This is a genomic window from Exiguobacterium sp. s80, from assembly GCF_018618725.1.
In the GTDB taxonomy this organism is placed as follows: Bacteria; Bacillota; Bacilli; order Exiguobacteriales; family Exiguobacteriaceae; genus Exiguobacterium_A; species Exiguobacterium_A oxidotolerans.
In genome coordinates, this window is sequence record NZ_JACSMP010000003.1 from 151,098 (window position 1) to 171,127 (window position 20,030).

The window sequence follows — 20,030 nt, forward strand, 5'->3', positions numbered from 1 at the left end:
GTTCGTGAAGGAACATGACTAAATATAATCCTCATAGACGAACTTGGGAAGTACGCACTTTTAATTTACATAGTGCGGTTTTTCATACATAGTGCGGAAAAGTATACTGTCGATGACAAGAGGGCTATACTGAAAAAGGAGGTGGATTGATGCCACATTTTGAAGACCGCCAGTTTAATTGTGAAAAGGAATTGACCCTATCGATCATCGGAGGGAAATGGAAGATGCTGATTCTTTGGCACCTCGGGAAAGAAGGCACCAAACGGTTCGGAGAGCTAAAAAGTCTGATGCCCGGCATTACGCAACGGATGCTCGTCAATCAATTACGGGAACTGGAAGATCACCATATCATTCACCGGGAAGTGTATCCGGTCGTTCCGCCGAAGGTCGAATATTCATTGACGCCACACGGCTTCAGCCTGATGCCGATTCTGGATGCAATGTACGACTGGGGCAAGGATTATGCCAAAAATGTCCTCGAAGTCGAGTTTGAACAACAAAAATTGTCACAATAAAAAAGATGCTCGTCTGTCCCGTCTCAATCTGAGAGGAGGCAACCGAGCATCTTTTTTAGATTTCTTCTGCTGTAAATATTTTCGACATCGCCAGTTCATCGACGTACTCCCCGTCAATGAACAGCGAGGCAATCCGTGTTCCTTCGATGTTGAAGCCAAACTTATGATAAAGCTCGATTGCCCGCAGGTTATCTTTCCGGACCGTCAGTTCCAGCCGGACGAGTCCCGCTTCAACGGCAAAGGCATCGACTGCTTCGAGTAATCCGGCACCAAGCCCGCGACCGGTATAGGCATCGAGCAAGCCAATCACGAGGTTTGCTCGATGACGAATTCGACTTGGTTTGCCACCGACGACTAACACATAGCCGACAAGTTGCTCATCGACATCGACGACGAAGATGTCCGAGTTCGCCGCCTGACCAAATCGTTCGATGAACGCTTCCGCCTGTTCCGTCGACATGCTGCGTTCTTCCGGTTCGTACAACATATATTTCGTTTCCCGATCAATCCGTCGCATCAAATCCGATAAGGCCTTTCCGTCCATCAAGGTGGCACGTCGTATCATAGATGTCAGCTCCGTTTCCATAAAACATAATATGAAAAAATTAGTTCTTTTAGTGTACTTGATTAAAACGTAACACGTAACCCTTTTTGAAATCTTGGATTGCTCTGCACTGCATTTCTTATCAACAAAGATGTCGTTTAAGTAGTATACGCGTAATCCGGCACATTCCCCTTTTTATGAACAGGGCGATTCTTTGATTTGATGAAGAATTAAGTCCACGATGTGTTGTTGACTCATATCGGTGGTGAGCATCATTTCTCCGTTTATTCCTAACTGATCATGCGGGATCCACCAGGTATTTAAACGTGCTTCCCCAAACTCTTTTGCAGAAGAACGTAATTTATGTCGCTCGACCGTTTCTGTAAAAGGTAAATCAAAGTAATAGACATAGACGTGATGATCAAAGTAGTCAACGAGATCAAGTAGTAATTCTTTATAAACTTGTTTTTTCAATATCCCCTCTAAAATAACCACTTTGCATGTACCTTTACCAAACTCCGTAATTCTTTTGATTAGCTCGATTGACATATTCCCTTGCAAGTCTGGTACCATCAACATCTCGCGGCGCACAATATCCTGTGAAACCAGCAGTGTTTCTTCTCCTAAACTTTTTTGAAGCATTTTTGCAATTGTTGTTTTCCCGCTTCCAGAATTACCACGTAAAATAATCAATTTCGTTTTGATTTTTATCAGACCTTTCAAAATTAAATTCCGAAATGAATCATATGCTTTTCTTCTTCTATCGCTCTTATGATAATCAAAACCAGTTCTTGAAGATCAGCAGATTTTTTTAAACAACTTGAAGAAATTACAATATCACAAAATAACGATAGCGACTCAGGTGGAATAATTGTAGTACCATGGTACGCCAAGCCACTAGCTGGTCGATTAAATGTCTGGAAATATGTTTTCATGATTAACAGTTGCTCCATTAAATCGCTAACAACATTGTCACCAACACTAATGCAATTAAATTTCTTTGGTTCATAATCAATGTACCTCGGTAGATTTTTATGATTATCAATAATTCCAAATTCGTGATTAAGCGCTATATTTTTCACCTTCTTATAATTAATTGATTATGCTAAGACCATTAATCTAAGTACACTTTTTAGCAATACTATAACTTTCTCTTCTTAAATTCAGTAAAAATCCTATAAAAAAAACCCTTGATTTACAAGGGTTTTGACAATCTTTGAAATCTTAACGATTTCAGGGTATGGAGACGGTGGGAGTCGAACCCACGTCCGAAGGCATCGTATACTTAAGCTTCTACGTGTGTAGTCAATTTATTGGGATCTCGTCGTCAGGCTGCCAATTGACAGGCGTCCATCCGACCAGTCTGATTCCATCTCTTCTCTTTCCCTCCAGACGGAAGGGTCCAAGCGTAGCCTGTTTAAAGTGAGACCCTAGAAATCAGCCGACCAGGCGACGGCTGCTAGGATCCGTAGTAGCTATTAAGCTGCTGCGAGTTGTGTGTTAGTTTTGCCAGTTATGGCTGATGCGTTTTAACGAGGCCGACCCCTCGACACGCCACAGAAGACCGAACTACCCCCGTCGAATCCGTAACGTCCCCAAGATATAAAATTGGGGCTTTCCGAATACTATTATAATAGCAGAAAAGTGTTACGGGTTCAATACTTTTGCTTGTCGCGTAATGCGCGGTCGATATCGCGCTTCGCATCCTTCTTCTTCAGGTCGTCGCGTTTGTCGAATTTCTTCTTCCCGCGGCCGAGTCCGATCAGACATTTTGCGTAGCCGTTCTTGATGTAGACCTTCAGCGGGACGATCGTGTAGCCGTCGCGCGAGACCGATCCCATCAAGTTGGCGATCTGTTTTTTGTGCAGCAACAGTTTCCGCGGACGGAGCTGTTCGTGGTTGTACCGGTTCCCCTGTTCGAAGTGGGCGATGTTCGAGTTCCAGAGAATCGCTTCCCCGCCGTCGAACCGGACGAACGCGTCACCGATACTGATTTTTCCTTTACGGACTGATTTGATTTCCGTTCCCGTCAAGACGAGACCCGCTTCGATCGTATCTTCAATCGCATAATCAAACGACGCCCGTTTGTTGTTGGCTAATACTTTTGAACTTGTCCCTTTTGGCATCTCTCTTCCACCACATTTCTAAACAGAAGCGCTTATTTGCGCTTCCGTTTTTTATTCGAGACCGCTTTATGGAACGGCGGTTTATCCTTCTTGTCTTTCCCGGCGAAGCCTTTCCCTTTTGACTGTTCGTTCGGTTTCCCCGGACGCTTCGACTTGCCGCGACGGTCGTCTTTCTTGTCGTCGCGTTTTTGTCCCGGACGGCCGCCGCTTGAGCGGATCGTCTTCGACTCAAACCGTTTTTTCGGTTGGCGTTCCGGCATCCCGACGACAGCGAAGTCAATCGTCTTCTCATCGATGTTGACACCAGTGACTTTGATCTCGACGACGTCGCCGATCCGGAATTGTTGTTTCGTCCGTTCGCCGATCAACTGGTAGTTCGCTTCATCATACCGGTAGAAGTCATCCGTCATCGCCTGGATGTGGACGAGTCCTTCAATCGTGTTCGGTAACTCGACGAACATGCCGAAGTTCGTCACGCCACTGACGACACCTTCAAACGTCTCGCCGATGTGTTGCTCCATGTACTCGGCTTTCTTCAGTGCATTCGTTTCGCGTTCGGCGTCAACGGCCCGACGTTCACGTTTTGAGGCGTGATCGGCGATTTCCGGCAGCATTTCGGCATAACGGTCCTGTGTCTTTTGCGATTTATCATTAAAGATGATGTACTCGCGCAGGAGACGGTGGACCATCAAGTCGGGGTACCGGCGGATCGGTGACGTGAAGTGCGTGTAGAAATCGGTCGACAGACCAAAGTGACCAATCGGCTCGACGTCATATTTCGCTTGTTGGAGCGACCGTAACATGACCGTACTGACGACGGCTTCTTCCGGCTCGCCTTCGACGGCGTTCAGAATCGTCTGCAACGTCTTCGGTGTGACTGACTCGCCTTTGCGTTCAACATTGATGCCGAAGTTCGCGATGAATTTGAAGAACGTATCGAGACGTTCAGCTTTCGGCTCATCGTGGATCCGGTACATGAACGGCAGTTTTTGATGTTGGACGTGCTCGGCGACTGTTTCGTTCGCTGCGAGCATGAACTCTTCAATCAGTTTTTCGGCAACGGACCGTTCGCGGAGGATGATTTCGCTCGTCTTGCCTTCTTCATTGACGAGGACTTTCGCTTCCGGGAAGTCGAAGTTGATCGCCCCACGGCGCGAGCGGCGTTCACGGAGGATCGCAGCCAGTTCCGCCATCTGATCGAAGTTGTCGACGAGATCGTGATATTTCGCGATCACTTCTTCATCTTCGCGTTCGATGATTTTCCGGACATCGGTATACGTCATCCGTTCCGTCGTCTTGATGACACTCTGTAAAATCTCTTGGTTGACGACAGCACCGTTCTTGTCGATTTCCATGATACAGCTCAGCGTCAACCGATCGACGTGCGGGTTGAGTGAACAAATCCCGTTCGACAGGCGGTGCGGAATCATCGGAATGACCCGGTCGACGAGATAGACACTCGTCCCGCGTTCGCGTGCTTCTTCGTCGAGCGGTGAATCTTCCTTGACGTAGTGTGAGACGTCAGCGATATGGACACCGAGCTCATAGTTGCCGTTCGCAAGTCTTTTGACGTGGACGGCATCATCCAAGTCCTTCGCGTCAGCACCGTCAATCGTCACTGTGACTTCGTTACGTAAGTCAACCCGACCGACGAGGTCCTTCTCATCGATTTGATCGGGAATGTTGTTCGCTTCCGCAATCGCTGCGTCCGAGAAGTCGACGTTGATGCCGTGCTTATGGACGATCGATAAGATATCGACACCTGGGTCATTTTTATGCCCGATGATTTGTAAGACTTTTGCGGTCCCGGCGTAACGACCGTCCGGGTACTTTGTGATCCGGGCGAGGACTTTATGTCCATCGACGGCACCGAGCGTATCTTCGTCCGCGACGACCGGTAAGAACGTCAGCTTCGAGTCATCCGGTTCGATGTAGGCGATCGATTCAATCCGTCCTTTAGGACTGACGAACGTCCCGACGAAATCAGCCGGTCCGCGTGAAAGAATCTTGAGCAACTTCCCTTCGCGGCGGTCGCCGCCGTTTGATTCGGCGAAGACTTTGACGAGGACACGGTCGCCGTTATAGACGTTACCGAGTTCCGGGGCCGGCAGGAAGATATCGCCTGCTGAACCGTCTTCCGGTGAAACGAATCCGAATCCGCGTTGATGGACGGAGATTTTCCCGGCGACTTGCCCGATTTGCGCGAGCGTGCCGTATTTGTTCGAGCGGGTCCGGGCGACGAGTGCCTCTTCTTCGAGTGCGTTCAACGTCCGGATCAATTCTTTGAATTCTGTTGTATCCGATAGTTCTAGTTTTTTCGTTAATTGATCGATCGACAGCGGACGTTCTTCCGCCATGATGACCTCGAGTATTCGTTCACGTAATTCCAACGTGACACCTCCAGTTAATTGCTCCAGTTCAACGATTCTAAAAAGTCATGAATGTCCGCGTGGAGCTTATCTTTTTCTTTGTCGAGCGTAATGACATGACCTGAGTTCTCATACCAGATCAGCTCTTTTTGGAAGGCACTGACACCATCATGAATGATGTTGGCCGAGTCCGTATTGATCATATGATCATTGCGGGCCTGGACGACGAGTGTCGGTGCGTAGACATCTTCGAGTGAATCGCGTGTGTCTTTTAGCAACGCTTGTAAATCTTTTAAGGTCGGCATCGGTTCGAACGTTGCCATTTCCTGTTCGATTTGTTCCGGTGACTTTCCTTCTCGTTTCTTAAATTCGATAGCGTACTCAGTAACGCCTGCATACATGACGTCTTCACTTTTAATATAGGCGGGTGCGCACATCGGAATGACCGCTTTGACGGGACGGTTCATCGATAGTTTCAGTGACATGACGCCACCAAGCGATAACCCGCAGACGGCGATTTCGTCGTACCCTTTCGCGACGAGCTCTTCGTACCCGTCGAGGACGTCCTGCCACCAGTCGGCTGGCCCAGTCTTCGTCAGCTCTTCGGGTGGGGCAGCGTGCCCTTTATATTGTGGGGCGAGTGATGTATAGCCCTGTTTTTGCAGGTAACGACCGAGGATCCGGACATCGGCACTCGAACCCGTGAAGCCATGTAACAGTAAGACGGCCCGTTTGCCGGCTTCAAAAAAGAATGGTTTTGGTAATGTAATTTTCATAAAATGATTCCCCCTCTAACTCTATACCCCAAAATGAAAATTTAGAAATCGAGAAAACAAGAAAAAACGACAGCGCAAACGTACGGCTGTCGTTTCAATACTCACTTATAAAAAGCGACGAGTAACGCCAAAATAAAGAATAAAGCTCCTAGAACAGATGCCACACGATTCAGGACCGCATCCAAGCCACGAGCTTTTTGGCGACCAAATAATTGTTCTGCCCCACCAGTTAATGCTCCGAGTCCAGCCGTACGGCCTGACATCAAGAGAACGACGATGATGAGAAGAACGGAAACGACGATGAGGCCGACAAGAGCCACGTTATGAATGATCATCGATGATCCTCCTTCAATAATATACGCTTCTTTCATTATAGAGAAAAACAGGTACGGGAACAAGGAATAGATTTATCGGATTCCAGTTCCTGCAAAAAAACATCAGTCGCTAAAGGATTGCTCCAGTGCGACTGATGATAGAAGACTTATTGCTTGATGAGATCGAGTTCGACTGGAATGTTCTTGTCGACTGTCTCGCCTTTCAAGTGTTTGATCGCTGTATCGATGCCCATCTTCCCGATTTCTGTCGGTTTTTGCGCAACTGTTCCTGCCATCTTGCCATCTTTAACAGCTTTGACGGCATCGTCTGTCGCGTCAAATCCGATGACTTTGACATCTTCCATGCCGGCTGCTTTCAATGCTTCGACCGCACCGAGTGCCATTTCGTCATTGTGGGCGAAGACTGCTTTGATGTCTTTGTTGTTTTGAAGAATGTTTTCCATGACAGACAGACCTTTTGCCCGGTCGAAGTTGGCGGATTGTTTTGCAACGACGTCCAGTTTCCCGTCGACGGCCGCGTGGAAGCCTTCGCCGCGGTCACGCGTTGCTGATGCACCTGGAATTCCTTCGAGTTCAACGACTTTTGCTTTGTCACCGACGAGTTCGATCATGTATTCACCGGCTTGTTTTCCACCTGCGACGTTATCCGACGCGATGTGGGCGATGACGTCACCGGCTTCAGCGTTCCGGTCGACTGTGATGACTGGAATATCGGCATCGTTTGCTGTTTGGACGGCCGCACCGACTGCTGCTGAGTCCGTTGGATTGATCAAGATGAGATCGACTTTCTTTTGAATCATGTCTTCGATGTCGCTTGCTTGTTTTGCCGCATCATCTTGTGCATCTGCGACTTGCAGTGTTGCGCCTTGTGCTTTTGCTTCTTCTTCGGCTCCTTCTTTGAGTGAAACGAAGAACGGGTTGTTCAGTGTCGAGATCGAGAGACCAATCTTAAAGTCCTTTGTCTTCGTCTCTTTTTCTGTGTCACTGCCTGGCTGCTCTGTCGAACACGCGGCTGCGAATACCATCAAGGCCATCATGACGAGTGCAAGTAATTTTTTCATCTGTAATTTCCTCCTTTAAAATGTGTGTGATTACGTCGTTTGTTTCCGGTCTGCGAGGACGGCGAACAGGATGACGAGTCCTTTGACGACAAGTTGGAAGAACGATGACACACCGAGTAAGTTCAAGCCATTGTTGAGTGTCCCGATGATCAAGGCTCCAATCAATGTTCCGACGATCCAACCGCGACCACCGGATAGACTTGTCCCGCCGAGGACGACGGCTGCGATTGCGTCGAGCTCATACGATGTTCCTGCTGTCGGTTGTGCCGAGTTGAGGCGTGACGTCAGGATGATGCCGGCGAGTGCTGCCATCAAGCCGGATAGCGAGTAAATCATGATTTTGACTTTGTTGACTTGAATCCCCATCAATTTTGCCGCTTCTTCATTTCCACCAATGGCATATGTGTAACGCCCGAACGTCGTTTTCTTCAAGATGAAGTAAAGGACCGCGAAGGCGATTAACATCGTCACGACCGGTACAGGGAATATCCAAAAGTAACCCCGACCGAATAATTCAAACCATCCACCTTGCCCGAGTCCCGTGATGGGTCGTCCGTCCGTATAGACGAGCGTCAGGCCACGGAAGATTGTCATCGTCGCCAGTGTCGCGATGAACGGTGCGACTTTCCCGAGTGAGATGACCATGCCGTTTAACGCACCCATGATAGCGCCGACGATCAGTCCGGCGAGAACAGCGATAATGGCTGATGTTCCGTCCGTCATCAGTCCGGCGACGAACGCCGACGATAAGGCGAGAATCGAACCGACCGATAAATCAATCCCACCCGTCAAGATGACGAACGTCATGCCGAAGGCGATCAAGGCGTTGATCGACACTTGGCGTAAAATGTTGAATAAGTTATTGAGTGTTAAAAAGTCCGGTTCCATAATCGATACGACGAGCACGATCGCGAACAGTCCGGCGAGCGGACCGAGCTTCTGCCCGATTCCGAGCCGACGTGGTTTCTTTTCCGTCAGTTTCCCTTGCATCAATTCCATCTCATTGTCCTCCTGTCGCAAGTGTCATGATACTTTCTTGCGTCGCCTCTTGTTGTTCGAGCATCCCGCTCACTTGCCCTTCCCGCATCACGTAGACGCGGTCACTCATCCCGAGAATCTCCGGGAGGTCGGAACTGATCATGATGATCGCGACACCAGACGCGGCGAGCTCATTCATGATCAGGTAAATTTCTTTTTTCGCCCCGACGTCGACACCACGTGTCGGTTCGTCGAGGATCAAGACATCCGGTTTCGTCCCGAGCCACTTCGCGAGGACGACCTTTTGCTGATTCCCTCCGGAAAGTGACTTCGCCGGTTGATCCATCGAACTGTGACGGACCGACAACGACTTGAGATAGCCTTCCGCGAACTGGCGCTCCGACTGATCGGAGATGACACCCGACTTCGCTAACGACCGAATCGTCGGCAAGGAGATGTTCTCTCGGAGTGAAAAGTCGAGGAACAAACCCTCGCCTTTTCGGTCTTCCGTCAAGAAACCAAGTCCTTGTTTGATTGCATCGTGCGGTGATTTGATGTTGATGACGTTGCCATTCAGCTTGATTGTTCCTGCCTTCAAGCGATCAACACCGAACAGACCACGCATGACTTCCGTCCGTCCCGCTCCCATCAAACCGGAAAAGCCGACGATTTCACCGGCACGGACGGAAAACGAGACGTCTTCAAACCGTTTCCCCGTCGCTCCCGTCACTTCTAAGACCGTGTCACCGTGTGTAACCTTGCGTTCCGGGTAGCGTTCACCCATCTCGCGTCCGACCATTTCGCGGACGATTTGTTCAAATGATGTCTCAGCGATCCGGTGGGTCGAGACGGAGACCCCGTCCCGCAAGACGGTAATCCGGTCACACAGTTCGAAGATTTCTTCCATCCGGTGCGAGATGTAGACGATTGAGACGCCTTGCTCGCGTAACGCCGTCGCGACACTGAACAGGGCGCGAATCTCACGTTCCGTCAAGGCAGCTGTCGGTTCATCCATGATGATGACCTTTGCGTGCGTCATCAGTGCTTTTGCGATCTCAATCATCTGTTGTTGCCCGACCGATAACGTCCGCGCCAGTTGATTGACATCCATGAAGACGTTCAGTTCCGCCAGTTCCCGTTCCGCGAGCCGTTTCATTTCCGCCTGTTTCAACACACCGAAGCGCGATTTCAACTCACGACCGAGGAACAGATTTTCCGTCACCGTCAAATCAGGCAGAATGTTTAACTCCTGGTGAATGAAGGCAATCCCCGCTTCTTCCGCCAGTTTCGGATTTTTATAGTGTTGTTCGACACCATCGACTTGAATCGTTCCCTCGTCCGCTTTATGGACACCGGTCAAGATTTTCATCAGCGTTGACTTACCGGCTCCGTTCTCGCCCATCAAGGCATGAATTTCACCTGTCGCGAGTTCGAAGTCGACACCCTTTAAGACGGGCACGGGACCAAACGCTTTTGTGATTCCTGTCATCTTAATGTGCATCGTGCTTCCCCCTTAAAAAATGACGCCGGCGTGTAAAATTACATTGGCGTAAGGTGTCGCTTCACCTGTCCGGATGATGACTTTCGCCTGCTTCGTTAGCTCTTTAAACGCTTCGTGCGAGACATATTCCGTCGTCACGTTTAATTGACTGACCGTAGTGAGCGCCGCTTCGTTCGCTTCCTTGATTTCCGACGCCAGTGTCACCTGTTCAACCGCCATGTCGTCCGCGACGACGCGCAAGACGTCGGCAAACGCCGGTGTCCCGAGTTCGAGCGCTAAATCAATCCGCTCAACGCCGGTCGGAATCGGTAAGCCGCAATCAGCGATGACGATCATATCGGTATGACCGAGATCTGCTAAGACTTTACTGATTTGACTGTTCAAAATGCCGTGTCGTTTCATACTTCGACCTCCATCTGTTCCCGCGATGGCATGCCGCCTTGAGCACCGAGCGCCCGGACGGACATACCGGCTGCCTTGTTCGCAAAGCGAATCGCTTCCGTCAGTGACTTTCCTTCCGTCAACGCGACAGCGAGTGCCCCGTTGAACGTATCGCCGGCACCTGTCGTATCGACGACGTCCGTCTTAATCGCCGGCACCGTCACGATGGCGTCGCCGTCATAGAAGCGGGCACCACGACTGCCTTCCGTTACAATCAATTTATTCGGATACTGGCTTAACCAATGTTCAAGAGATTGCTGTTGTCCGAAAATCAAGCCGCATTCATGTTCGTTTGGTGTTAAGTACGTCACGTCTTCGAGCAACTCGTCGTCAAGGATGATGGCTGGCGCCGGATTCAAGATAACAGGAATACCGTGCTCTTTTCCGTAACGCGCCACCTGTTTGACCGTTTCCAGTGGAATTTCGAGCTGTAATAAAATCATGTCCGTCTGACAGAGCAAGCTGTCGAGCTGGCTCTCGTCATAGACGACGGCTAAGTTCGCCGACTGGACGACGACGATCGAGTTGTCCCCTTCCGCAAGCGTGATGTGCGCCGTTCCCGTCCGTTCGTTCGCGATCGTTCGGAGGTGTGTCGTCCCGACGTGTTCCGCTTCGAAGTTTTGGCGGATCGCTGTCCCGCTCGCATCGTCACCGATGCACCCGATCATCTCGACGCTTCCGCCGAGCCGGGCGACGGCAACTGCTTGATTTGCCCCTTTGCCTCCCGGGACGGTATGAAACGCTGAGCCGATGACTGTTTCACCCGCTGACGGACGACGGTCGCTTTCGACGACCAGGTCCATCGAGATACTCCCTACTACACTGATTTGTTTCATATTTGTTCATCCTTCCGCTTCGTCGTTTCCCGTTCGATGACTTCGACCGTCAACTCATGATGGACGGCCGCGATTTCTTTTCCTTCAATTCGTTGAATCAGCAACTTCGCCGCCAGTTCCCCCATCTGATAAATCGGCTGGGCGATCGTCGTCAGTGGCGGTGAAATCATTTGTCCGAGCTCGATTCCGTCATACCCGATGACTTGCAGTTGCTCAGGAATCGCAATCCCGCGTTCTGCCGCGACTTGAATCGTTGCCGCTGCGATGACATCGTTCGCTGCAAAAATTCCGTTACAGGTATAGTGGTCGAACAAATAGTTCGCCGCGTCGAGTGCGCCTTGAAAATGAAACGGTGACTCGATGCTTGCGACGAGATGTTTTCCTGCGACTTCTTCAAAACCATCCCGGCGTTTTTTGATCGTCGGTAACTTTGACGGCCCACTGATGACGACGAGTTCATCCGCTCCGTGATCGAGTAAAAATTGAGCTGCCTTCTTCCCGCCGTCGTACCCGTTTGATGTGACGGTCGGGATTGCTCCTTGTAACACCCGGTCGAGTGCGACGATCGGCACTTCGATGGTTTCATAGTTCGGGTTGTTCGAGTAGTTCGTCGTAATGATCAATCCATCGACATGCATTGCTTCGAGAGACTGGATATATTCATGTTCTTTCTGAAACTGTTCATCCGTGTTACACAAAATCACTTGATATCCATGCTTATGTGCCATATCCTCGACGGCACGTGCCAGTTGGGGAAAATAAGGGTTTGTGATGTCCGGTACGATCAATCCAATCAATCCTGATCGTTTTTGAAACAAGGAACGGGCGACACGATTCGGTCGATAATCAAGCTGTTTAACCGCTTGAAGCACCGCCACACGCGCTTTTTCGCTGACATATCCTTTTTCATTCATGACGCGTGATACCGTTGCGACTGATACATTTGCCACTTTCGCTACTTCCCGGATGGTCGACATGATTTCGCCACCTCTTTCTTTTGATAACGCTTACAATATGTATCATATTGTGTAACCGGTTACACATCAACCGTTTTCCGTAAAATATATTTTATTTATTTTATTCCGCTTACTTTCTAAAACTCCATACATAGCAAAAAAGTACGAAAAAACGTTTCATACGAACGTTTTCCGTACTTTTCAAGAGTGTTGGTGTCGTTTTTTGAAAGCTCTTCGAAGGATCGCAATGACGAACGCGAGGATCGCGAGCGGTTCGAATAAGTAGATCAGCAAAAATGTAACATCGATGATGGCATCTTGCGGATTGTACCGTAAGATATAAATCGCACCCGGTAGTAAGGCAATTAATCCCCCGACACCCAGGATGGTTCCGATGATTAAACTTTGTCGTGAGAAACGACTCGTGATTTGATAAAGTCCGATGAATAGAATCAATTCCGTGAAATAGATGATACGTAACGGAATATCGTCAATCGATGTCTCCATTCCTAGAAATAAATAACGAAACAACATGATTCTTCCCTCCCCGTTCTTTCTTCTGTACCCGGTTATTGATTCGATTAATGCATCAACTGCGACTTGACTGCATATCCTAGCTTAATTTAGGGAACTAAACTAGAGGATAGAGGTTAAATCAAGGATATAAGAGAAAGTTGGGGGTTTCGGTGAAAGAAGAATATTCAATGAAAGTCGTCAGCTGTTTAAATGATTTTTTTAAAAACAACAAAGAACCACTCGAAGTCGATTTACTGCGTGGACTTCCACCCGTCGTCTTGTTGCTAAAAGATGGAGCAAAACGATCATTTCCTGTTGAAACCAATCTTCATGATGAATTGCTGAGTGATATCAAGCGACTTGTGCAAGAATGTCTGGATCCGGAGACCTTGCGCAATCTTGACATCGACACAGATTTACCCGAATTTTTTGTCACGAAAGCACCACTGTATTCACCGTATCATTACCTCGTTACGTTTATCGAGGATTGATTTCAAAGTGTAAAATTTCATTTTAATATTACGGGATTCGACATTGAGTCGGATCTCGTTTTTTCTGCGTAAAAAAGTTAGGGAAGCACTTACGTCTCACTCACTTGCCATTCATGTGCTTTTTCCTGTAGGAGTCACATGAAGCAAGTAATTGTCGTAGTTCCCATCTTATCTGACAGGATCTATACCAACAAAATAGACCCGTGCCCGGCTTTTTAGGATAGAGGACACTTAGACCTCTGCTACCTGCTAGAAGTTTAGCAAATTGTGTCCTACGTGAGCCAGAGTACAACTCTGTTAATCAATGCCTACAAAAGCGAAAAGCATACCCCGCTCGACTTCTAAAGGGAAAAGGAAGCTTAGCTTCCGTCAGGGACAGGTGAGACCCGGACATCTGATTAAGATGTCCGCGGCTTGCGTCCCGCCCTAGAAAAGCGAGCGGAGTAATGCTTGAGCTTGATTCTTCCTTCTCATCATCAACAAAAAAAACAGCCCCTCGCTAAGCGAGAGACTGTCGACTCAATCCGTAAATTACTTCTTGAGGTTGTAGAATGATTTGATTCCGTCGTAGACAGCAACATCTGAAAGCATGTCTTCGATGCGGAGAAGTTGGTTGTATTTCGCAATACGGTCTGTACGTGAAAGTGAACCCGTTTTGATTTGACCAGCGTTTGTCGCAACAGCGATGTCAGCGATTGTTGAATCTTCTGTTTCACCAGAACGGTGAGAAACGACAGCTGTGTAACCAGCTTTTTTAGCCATTTCGATTGCGTCGAATGTTTCAGTCAACGTACCGATTTGGTTAACTTTGATGAGGATCGAGTTAGCGATGCCTTTTTCGATACCTTCAGCAAGTTTTTCTGTGTTTGTTACGAACAAGTCATCCCCAACGAGTTGAACTTTGTGTCCGATACGGTCTGTGAGAAGTTTGTGGCCGTCCCAGTCGTTTTCGTCACAGCCATCTTCGATTGAGATGATTGGGTATTTGTCGACGAGTTGTGCGTAGAATTCAACAAGCTCTTCTGTAGAAAGGACTTTGCCTTCGCCAGCGAGGTTGTATGTTCCAGCTGCTTTGTCGTAGAACTCAGAAGAAGCGACGTCCATTGCAAGGTAAACATCTTCGCCTGCTTTGTAGCCAGCTTTTTCGATTGCTTCAAGGATAACTGTGATTGCTTCTTCGTTTGATTTCAAGTTTGGAGCGAATCCACCCTCGTCACCAACTGCTGTGTTAAGACCCATTCCGCTAAGAACTGATTTCAACGCGTGGAAGATTTCAGCACCCATACGAAGTGCTTCTTTGAATGTTGGAGCTCCAACAGGCATGATCATGAACTCTTGGAAGTCAACGTTGTTGTCAGCGTGTGATCCACCGTTGATGATGTTCATCATTGGAGTTGGAAGTGTTTTCGCATTGAATCCACCGAGGTACGTGTAAAGTGGAAGTCCAAGCTCATCTGCAGCAGCACGAGCAGCAGCCATCGAAACACCGAGGATTGCGTTAGCGCCGAAGTTACCTTTGTTTTTTGTTCCGTCGAGATCGATCATTTTTTTGTCGATTCCAGCTTGGTCGAAAACATCGTAACCGATGATTTCAGGTGCGATTTTTTCGTTGACGTTGTCAACTGCTTTCAAGACACCTTTACCGAGGTAACGTGCTTTGTCGCCGTCACGAAGTTCTACTGCTTCGTGCTCACCAGTTGATGCGCCTGATGGGACGAGTGCGCGACCAAAGCCGCCGTCTTCTGTATATACTTCTACTTCTACTGTTGGGTTACCGCGTGAGTCAAGAATCTCGCGTGCATAAATCTCTGTAATCATTGACATTTAAATTCGCTCCTTTTAGTTGAAAAAATAGTGTGTGTTGCTTTGTTAGACGTTTATTCCATCGACGGGATTATTTCTTTAATACGATGGATTTACCCGTCATTTCTGACGGCTGATCTGCGCCAAGTAGATCAAGTAATGTTGGTGCTAAATCCGCTAATGCGCCTGTAAGTGGCTCGAGAAGCTCGACGTCTTCGACTGTCACGATACATGGTACCGGTTCTGTCGTATGGGCCGTCATCTTGCTGCCATCTTTATTGAGCACTTTATCGGCATTTCCGTGGTCAGCAGTCACGATTGCTGCGCCACCTTTGCTGATGATCAAGTCAACGACTTTACCGAGACATTCATCAACTGCTTCGATTGCCTTGATTGTCGGTTCGAGCATGCCCGAGTGACCGACCATGTCCGGGTTCGCGAAGTTCAGGATGATGGCATCATGTTTGTCGGAATCGATTGCTTCAACAAGCGCATCCGTTACTTCATAAATGCTCATCTCTGGTTGTAAGTCGTATGTTGCGACTTTTGGCGACGGGATTAAGATACGATCTTCGCCTTCATACGGTTCTTCACGCTGTCCGTTGAAGAAGAACGTGACGTGTGGATACTTTTCAGTTTCCGCAATCCGTAATTGTTTTAAGCCTTGCTTCGAGAGCGTTTCTCCAAGCGTGTTTTTGATGTCTTCTGGCGGGAAGACGATATCCGTATCAATCGCATCCGAGTACTTCGTCATGGAGACGAGCAGCAGGTTCTTCGGTGCATTGTCCGGAAGTTCGAATCCTGTGAAGCCAGCTTTTTCTTTGTAGACCTTCGCCAGTTGAATCGCACGGTCAGGGCGGTAGTTAAAGAACATGATTGCATCGTTGTCGTGGATCGGTGCGACTGGCGTACCGTCTTCCTGCACGACGACGGTTGGTTCGATGAACTCGTCCGTAACGTCCTTCGTATATGATTCTTCTACCATGCCGATTGGGTCTTTTGTTGTCGGGCCTTCACCGTATGTGATGACGTCATAGACTTTCTTGACGCGCTCCCAACGGTTGTCGCGGTCCATTGCATAATAGCGTCCAGAGACACTTGCGAATTGACCGACTTGTAACTCATCCATCTTCGCTTGCGCGTCACGAAGGAAACCAGCACCCGATTGTGGATCACAATCGCGGCCGTCCGTGAAGGCATGCAGGTAGACTTTTTCGATTTCGTGAAGTTTCGCGAATTCAAGAACAGCATACAAGTGATTGATGTGACTGTGGATTCCACCGTCAGATACTAAACCAAAGATATGGAGTGCTGAATCATGTTTCTTCACGTGACCTGCCGCATCGTTCATCGCTTGACGCGAGAAGAACGAGCGATCTTTGACGGCGTTGTTGATTCGGGATAGCGATTGGTAGACGACGCGACCTGCCCCGATGTTAAGGTGACCCACTTCTGAGTTCCCCATCTGACCTTCAGGCAAACCGACGTATTCCCCTTTCGCATTCAACAACGTATGCGGATATTTGTTCCAAAAGCGATCGAAGTTCGGTTTGTTTGCTGCTGTCACAGCATTCCCGAATTCTTCATCACGCATACCGAAACCATCAAGGATGATAAGTGCGACTGGACGTTTTTTCATTTAAATCGCCTCCAACAGTTTGAGGAACGATCCTGTCTCAAGACTTGCTCCACCAACGAGTGCTCCGTCGATGTCAGGTTGAGCCATATATTCTTTGACGTTCTCCGGCTTGACGCTGCCACCGTACTGGATACGAACTGCTTCTGCAGCTTCTGTACCGAATTCAGCAGCGACGACGTCGCGAACGAATTTACAAGAATCTTGTGCATCTTGTTCTGTCGCTGATTTACCTGTTCCGATTGCCCAGACAGGCTCATATGCGACGACAAGATTTTTCACTTGGTCGACAGTCAAGCCCTTAAGGCTGTTTGCCGTTTGTTCACGAATGACGTCTTCGAACTTGCCGCCTTCGCGCTCTTCAAGTGTTTCACCTACACAAACGATTGGAACGAGACCGTGCTCGAACGCTTTTTTCGCTTTGCTGTTGATGAATGCATCTGTTTCACCAAAGTACTCACGACGTTCAGAGTGACCGAGGATGACGTATGTCACGTCAAGCTCTTTCAGCATGACAGGGCTGATTTCGCCTGTGAATGCGCCACTTTCTTGATCGTACATGTTTTGAGCACCGATTTTAAGATCAGTTCCAGCTGCCGCTTCCGTTAAATGAGCAAGGAATACAGCTGGTGCACAGACAGCAGCATCGACAGTCGATGCAGCTGGTACTTTGCCTTTTACTTCTTCTGCGAATGCGACTGCATCCTTCAGAGTTAGATTCATCTTCCAGTTACCTGCGATGATTGGTTTACGCATTGAGAAACACTCCCTTGTGAACTATTGGATTACTTGTCGTTAAGCGCTTCGACACCAGGAAGGGCTTTACCTTCCATGAACTCGAGGCTCGCTCCGCCACCAGTCGAGATATGGCTCATCTTGTCTGCAAGACCGAATTTCTCAGCTGCTGCAGCAGAATCCCCACCACCGATGATTGAGTATGCGTCGCTATCAGCAAGTGCTTGAGCGACACCTTTCGTTCCGTTTGCGTATTTATCAAGTTCGAATACGCCCATCGGTCCATTCCAGACGACGAGTTTCGAGTTCTTGATTGCTTCCGCATACAGTTCGACTGTTTTTGGTCCGATATCAAGTGACATGTGATCCGCTGGGATACTGTCGATATCGCGTGGTCCTACATATGTTTCTTCGCCGAATTCCTTCGTGATGACACAGTCGACCGGCATTAAGAACTTGACGCCTTTGTCTTCTGCTTTTTTCATGAATTCTTTCGCTTGGTCGATTTTGTCTACTTCGAGAAGTGACGTTCCGACTTCATAACCTTGAGCTTTGAGGAATGTATAAGATAATCCCCCACCAATGATCAACGTATCGACGATATCAAGCAAGTGATCGATGACACCGATTTTGTCGGCTACTTTCGATCCCCCGATGATTGCAGTGAACGGACGATCCGGGTTCGAGATCGCTTTCCCGAGAACTTGAAGTTCTTTTTCAATCAACAATCCTGCTACAGCAGTATCGACATGGTGCGCGATTCCTTCTGTAGAAGCATGTGCACGGTGAGCTGCACCGAATGCATCGTTGACGAAGATATCTGCGAGTTTCGCAAATCCTTCAGCGAGTTCAGCATCATTTTTTGTTTCTCCAGGGTAGAAACGAACGTTTTCAAGAACGAGAACGTCTCCTGCTTCAAGCTTGCTGACCGCTTCTTCAGCGACCGGGCCATACGCTTCTTCAACGAGCTTGATGTCTTTACCAAGCAATTCGCTGAGGCGTGCTACGACTGGTGCAAGTGAGAACTCAGGATTTTTTTCGCCTTTAGGACGTCCCATGTGGCTTGCGAGAATGACTTTCGCTCCGCCATCCATCAAATGTTTGATTGTTGGAAGTGCCGCACGAATCCGTGTGTCGTCCGTAATTTTACTGTCTTCTAGTGGTACGTTGAAGTCGACACGTGTAAACACGCGTTGACCTTGTACATCGATGTCGCGAATTGATTTCTTATTCATACATTCGTCCTCCGTCTCATACGTATAGTGAGGGGCTGTGACGCCCCTCCAGACTTTTTTTCGCAATAAGAGCGGAGACTGGTAGTTTCCGCTCTTATTCAATTGCTATTTAATTGCTCGAATTACTTAGCGATTTCTGCGAAGTGTTTGAGTGTACGAACGAGTTGGCTAGTGTAAGACATTTCGTTGTCATACCAAGCAACTGTTTTAACGAGTTGCTTGTCGCCGACAGTAACAACTTTAGTTTGTGTTGCATCGAAGAGTGATCCGTAAGAGATACCAACGATGTCAGAAGAAACGATTTCGTCTTCAGTGTAACCGTAAGACTCGTTCGCTGCTGCTTTCATAGCTGCGTTAACTTCTTCAACTGTAACTTTTTTCTCAAGAACTGTTGTGAGCTCAGTGAGTGAACCTGTAGCGACTGGTACACGTTGTGCAGATCCGTCAAGTTTACCTTGAAGTTCTGGAAGAACGAGGCCGATTGCTTTAGCAGCACCAGTTGAGTTAGGAACGATGTTAGCAGCTGCTGCACGTGCACGACGGAAGTCACCTTTAGGGTGTGGAGCGTCGAGTGTATTTTGGTCGCCAGTGTAAGCGTGGATAGTTGTCATAAGACCTTCAACGATTCCGTACTGATCTTGAAGAACTTTCGCCATTGGAGCGAGACAGTTCGTAGTACATGAAGCACCAGAGATAACTGTTTCAGTTCCGTCAAGAATTTCGTGGTTCGTGTTGTAAACGACAGTTTTCATGTCGCCAGTAGCAGGTGCTGAGATAACAACTTTTTTAGCTCCAGCTTTCAAGTGAAGTTCAGCTTTTTCTTTGTCTGTGAAGAAACCAGTACATTCGAGAACGATGTCAACACCGAGCTCGCCCCATGGAAGTTCTTCTGGATTGCGGTTAGCAAGTGTTTTGATTTCTTTACCGTTTACGAGGAAGTATCCGTCGTGTACTTCAACTTCTCCGTCGAAACGACCTTGAGTCGTATCATATTTTAAAAGGTGTGCAAGCATTTTAGTGTCTGTGAGGTCGTTGATTGCGACTACTTCGATTCCTTCAAATTGAAGAATTTGACGAAGTGCCAAACGCCCGATACGTCCAAATCCGTTAATACCAACTTTTACTACTGCCATGATAATTTTCCTCCTTTTAGTGTAAAGCGAGTTATCTATTATT

General features: G+C 48.2%; 20 protein-coding genes and 1 other RNA gene. 2 read left to right on the forward strand and 19 right to left on the reverse strand.

Annotated elements, in window-relative coordinates:
• Positions 1-149: 149 nt before the first annotated feature.
• Positions 150-515, forward strand: coding sequence for a winged helix-turn-helix transcriptional regulator (locus KNP94_RS08665; RefSeq protein WP_215115564.1), 366 nt, complete (start codon positions 150-152; stop codon positions 513-515).
• 55 nt (positions 516-570) lie between these two features.
• Here KNP94_RS08665 and KNP94_RS08670 read toward each other — a convergent pair whose 3' ends face one another.
• The 14 genes from KNP94_RS08670 to KNP94_RS08735 all read right to left on the reverse strand — a co-directional run bounded on the left by KNP94_RS08670 (position 571) and on the right by KNP94_RS08735 (position 12,972).
• Positions 571-1,080, reverse strand: a complete 510-nt coding sequence (locus KNP94_RS08670) for a GNAT family N-acetyltransferase (protein ID WP_188004653.1) — start codon at positions 1,078-1,080, stop codon at positions 571-573.
• 174 nt (positions 1,081-1,254) lie between these two features.
• Complete coding sequence (locus KNP94_RS08675; RefSeq protein ID WP_371816022.1) at positions 1,255-1,773, reverse strand: AAA family ATPase; 519 nt, start codon at positions 1,771-1,773, stop codon at positions 1,255-1,257.
• Between the two features lie 524 nt (positions 1,774-2,297).
• Positions 2,298-2,656: a transfer-messenger RNA gene (gene ssrA, locus KNP94_RS08680) on the reverse strand.
• A gap of 58 nt (positions 2,657-2,714) precedes the next feature.
• A complete protein-coding gene (smpB, locus tag KNP94_RS08685; protein WP_029331331.1) occupies positions 2,715-3,185 on the reverse strand; it encodes an SsrA-binding protein SmpB in 471 nt (156 codons plus the stop codon).
• Between the two features lie 32 nt (positions 3,186-3,217).
• Positions 3,218-5,575: a ribonuclease R gene (gene rnr / locus KNP94_RS08690; RefSeq protein WP_215115565.1), complete on the reverse strand. Its 2,358-nt coding sequence runs from the start codon at positions 5,573-5,575 to the stop codon at positions 3,218-3,220.
• 14 nt (positions 5,576-5,589) lie between these two features.
• Positions 5,590-6,330 (reverse strand): alpha/beta hydrolase, encoded by a 741-nt coding sequence (locus KNP94_RS08695; protein WP_215115566.1) that lies wholly within the window; start codon positions 6,328-6,330, stop codon positions 5,590-5,592.
• Between the two features lie 101 nt (positions 6,331-6,431).
• Positions 6,432-6,665, reverse strand: coding sequence for a preprotein translocase subunit SecG (gene secG / locus KNP94_RS08700; protein WP_029331335.1), 234 nt, complete (start codon positions 6,663-6,665; stop codon positions 6,432-6,434).
• Positions 6,666-6,811: 146 nt separating this feature from the next.
• Positions 6,812-7,726, reverse strand: a complete 915-nt coding sequence (rbsB, locus tag KNP94_RS08705; protein ID WP_214766857.1) for a ribose ABC transporter substrate-binding protein RbsB — start codon at positions 7,724-7,726, stop codon at positions 6,812-6,814.
• Positions 7,727-7,756: 30 nt separating this feature from the next.
• The gene (gene rbsC / locus KNP94_RS08710) at positions 7,757-8,716 is read right to left on the reverse strand and encodes a ribose ABC transporter permease (protein WP_029331338.1); all 960 of its coding nucleotides are present in this window, start codon (positions 8,714-8,716) and stop codon (positions 7,757-7,759) included.
• A gap of 10 nt (positions 8,717-8,726) precedes the next feature.
• Positions 8,727-10,205: a sugar ABC transporter ATP-binding protein gene (locus KNP94_RS08715; protein ID WP_214766855.1), complete on the reverse strand. Its 1,479-nt coding sequence runs from the start codon at positions 10,203-10,205 to the stop codon at positions 8,727-8,729.
• Between the two features lie 12 nt (positions 10,206-10,217).
• A complete protein-coding gene (gene rbsD / locus KNP94_RS08720) occupies positions 10,218-10,607 on the reverse strand; it encodes a D-ribose pyranase (RefSeq protein ID WP_088837737.1) in 390 nt (129 codons plus the stop codon).
• Positions 10,604-11,482: a ribokinase gene (rbsK, locus tag KNP94_RS08725; protein ID WP_215115567.1), complete on the reverse strand. Its 879-nt coding sequence runs from the start codon at positions 11,480-11,482 to the stop codon at positions 10,604-10,606. The genes rbsD and rbsK overlap by 4 nt, the downstream gene beginning before the upstream one ends.
• Positions 11,479-12,459, reverse strand: coding sequence for a LacI family DNA-binding transcriptional regulator (locus tag KNP94_RS08730; protein ID WP_088837739.1), 981 nt, complete (start codon positions 12,457-12,459; stop codon positions 11,479-11,481). Before KNP94_RS08730 ends, rbsK begins: the two co-directional genes overlap by 4 nt.
• 180 nt (positions 12,460-12,639) lie before the next feature.
• Positions 12,640-12,972: a hypothetical protein gene (locus KNP94_RS08735; protein ID WP_029331344.1), complete on the reverse strand. Its 333-nt coding sequence runs from the start codon at positions 12,970-12,972 to the stop codon at positions 12,640-12,642.
• A gap of 152 nt (positions 12,973-13,124) precedes the next feature.
• On the opposite strand from KNP94_RS08735, the gene KNP94_RS08740 reads away from it, so the two are divergent.
• The gene (locus tag KNP94_RS08740; protein ID WP_088837740.1) at positions 13,125-13,445 is read left to right on the forward strand and encodes a hypothetical protein; all 321 of its coding nucleotides are present in this window, start codon (positions 13,125-13,127) and stop codon (positions 13,443-13,445) included.
• A gap of 531 nt (positions 13,446-13,976) precedes the next feature.
• Here the strand turns inward: KNP94_RS08740 and eno are convergent.
• From eno to gap, 5 genes are all read right to left on the reverse strand, one after another.
• Positions 13,977-15,269 (reverse strand): phosphopyruvate hydratase, encoded by a 1,293-nt coding sequence (gene eno / locus KNP94_RS08745; protein WP_023469213.1) that lies wholly within the window; start codon positions 15,267-15,269, stop codon positions 13,977-13,979.
• A gap of 70 nt (positions 15,270-15,339) precedes the next feature.
• Positions 15,340-16,887 carry a 2,3-bisphosphoglycerate-independent phosphoglycerate mutase gene (gene gpmI / locus KNP94_RS08750; RefSeq protein ID WP_214766849.1) on the reverse strand — a complete coding sequence of 516 codons (1,548 nt, stop codon included), beginning with the start codon at positions 16,885-16,887 and terminating at the stop codon, positions 15,340-15,342.
• Positions 16,888-17,640, reverse strand: a complete 753-nt coding sequence (gene tpiA / locus KNP94_RS08755; protein ID WP_159173411.1) for a triose-phosphate isomerase — start codon at positions 17,638-17,640, stop codon at positions 16,888-16,890.
• Between the two features lie 29 nt (positions 17,641-17,669).
• Positions 17,670-18,854, reverse strand: a complete 1,185-nt coding sequence (locus KNP94_RS08760) for a phosphoglycerate kinase (RefSeq protein ID WP_215115568.1) — start codon at positions 18,852-18,854, stop codon at positions 17,670-17,672.
• Between the two features lie 122 nt (positions 18,855-18,976).
• On the reverse strand, positions 18,977-19,987 hold the full coding sequence (gap, locus tag KNP94_RS08765) for a type I glyceraldehyde-3-phosphate dehydrogenase (protein ID WP_088837744.1): 1,011 nt from the start codon (positions 19,985-19,987) through the stop codon (positions 18,977-18,979).
• Positions 19,988-20,030 lie beyond the last annotated feature (43 nt).

What these genes read in the sequence shown, in the direction of transcription:
- KNP94_RS08665 (WP_215115564.1), top strand. Translation starts at nt 150, where the DNA reads ATGCCACATTTTGAAGACCGCCAGTTTAATTGTGAAAAGGAATTGACC.
- smpB (WP_029331331.1), bottom strand. Translation starts at nt 3,185, where the DNA reads ATGCCAAAAGGGACAAGTTCAAAAGTATTAGCCAACAACAAACGGGCG.
- KNP94_RS08670 (WP_188004653.1), bottom strand. Translation starts at nt 1,080, where the DNA reads ATGATACGACGTGCCACCTTGATGGACGGAAAGGCCTTATCGGATTTG.
- gpmI (WP_214766849.1), bottom strand. Translation starts at nt 16,887, where the DNA reads ATGAAAAAACGTCCAGTCGCACTTATCATCCTTGATGGTTTCGGTATG.
- rbsK (WP_215115567.1), bottom strand. Translation starts at nt 11,482, where the DNA reads ATGAAACAAATCAGTGTAGTAGGGAGTATCTCGATGGACCTGGTCGTC.
- KNP94_RS08715 (WP_214766855.1), bottom strand. Translation starts at nt 10,205, where the DNA reads ATGCACATTAAGATGACAGGAATCACAAAAGCGTTTGGTCCCGTGCCC.
- rbsC (WP_029331338.1), bottom strand. Translation starts at nt 8,716, where the DNA reads ATGCAAGGGAAACTGACGGAAAAGAAACCACGTCGGCTCGGAATCGGG.
- KNP94_RS08735 (WP_029331344.1), bottom strand. Translation starts at nt 12,972, where the DNA reads ATGTTGTTTCGTTATTTATTTCTAGGAATGGAGACATCGATTGACGAT.
- rbsD (WP_088837737.1), bottom strand. Translation starts at nt 10,607, where the DNA reads ATGAAACGACACGGCATTTTGAACAGTCAAATCAGTAAAGTCTTAGCA.
- eno (WP_023469213.1), bottom strand. Translation starts at nt 15,269, where the DNA reads ATGTCAATGATTACAGAGATTTATGCACGCGAGATTCTTGACTCACGC.
- secG (WP_029331335.1), bottom strand. Translation starts at nt 6,665, where the DNA reads ATGATCATTCATAACGTGGCTCTTGTCGGCCTCATCGTCGTTTCCGTT.
- tpiA (WP_159173411.1), bottom strand. Translation starts at nt 17,640, where the DNA reads ATGCGTAAACCAATCATCGCAGGTAACTGGAAGATGAATCTAACTCTG.
- gap (WP_088837744.1), bottom strand. Translation starts at nt 19,987, where the DNA reads ATGGCAGTAGTAAAAGTTGGTATTAACGGATTTGGACGTATCGGGCGT.
- KNP94_RS08760 (WP_215115568.1), bottom strand. Translation starts at nt 18,854, where the DNA reads ATGAATAAGAAATCAATTCGCGACATCGATGTACAAGGTCAACGCGTG.
- KNP94_RS08730 (WP_088837739.1), bottom strand. Translation starts at nt 12,459, where the DNA reads ATGTCGACCATCCGGGAAGTAGCGAAAGTGGCAAATGTATCAGTCGCA.
- KNP94_RS08695 (WP_215115566.1), bottom strand. Translation starts at nt 6,330, where the DNA reads ATGAAAATTACATTACCAAAACCATTCTTTTTTGAAGCCGGCAAACGG.
- rbsB (WP_214766857.1), bottom strand. Translation starts at nt 7,726, where the DNA reads ATGAAAAAATTACTTGCACTCGTCATGATGGCCTTGATGGTATTCGCA.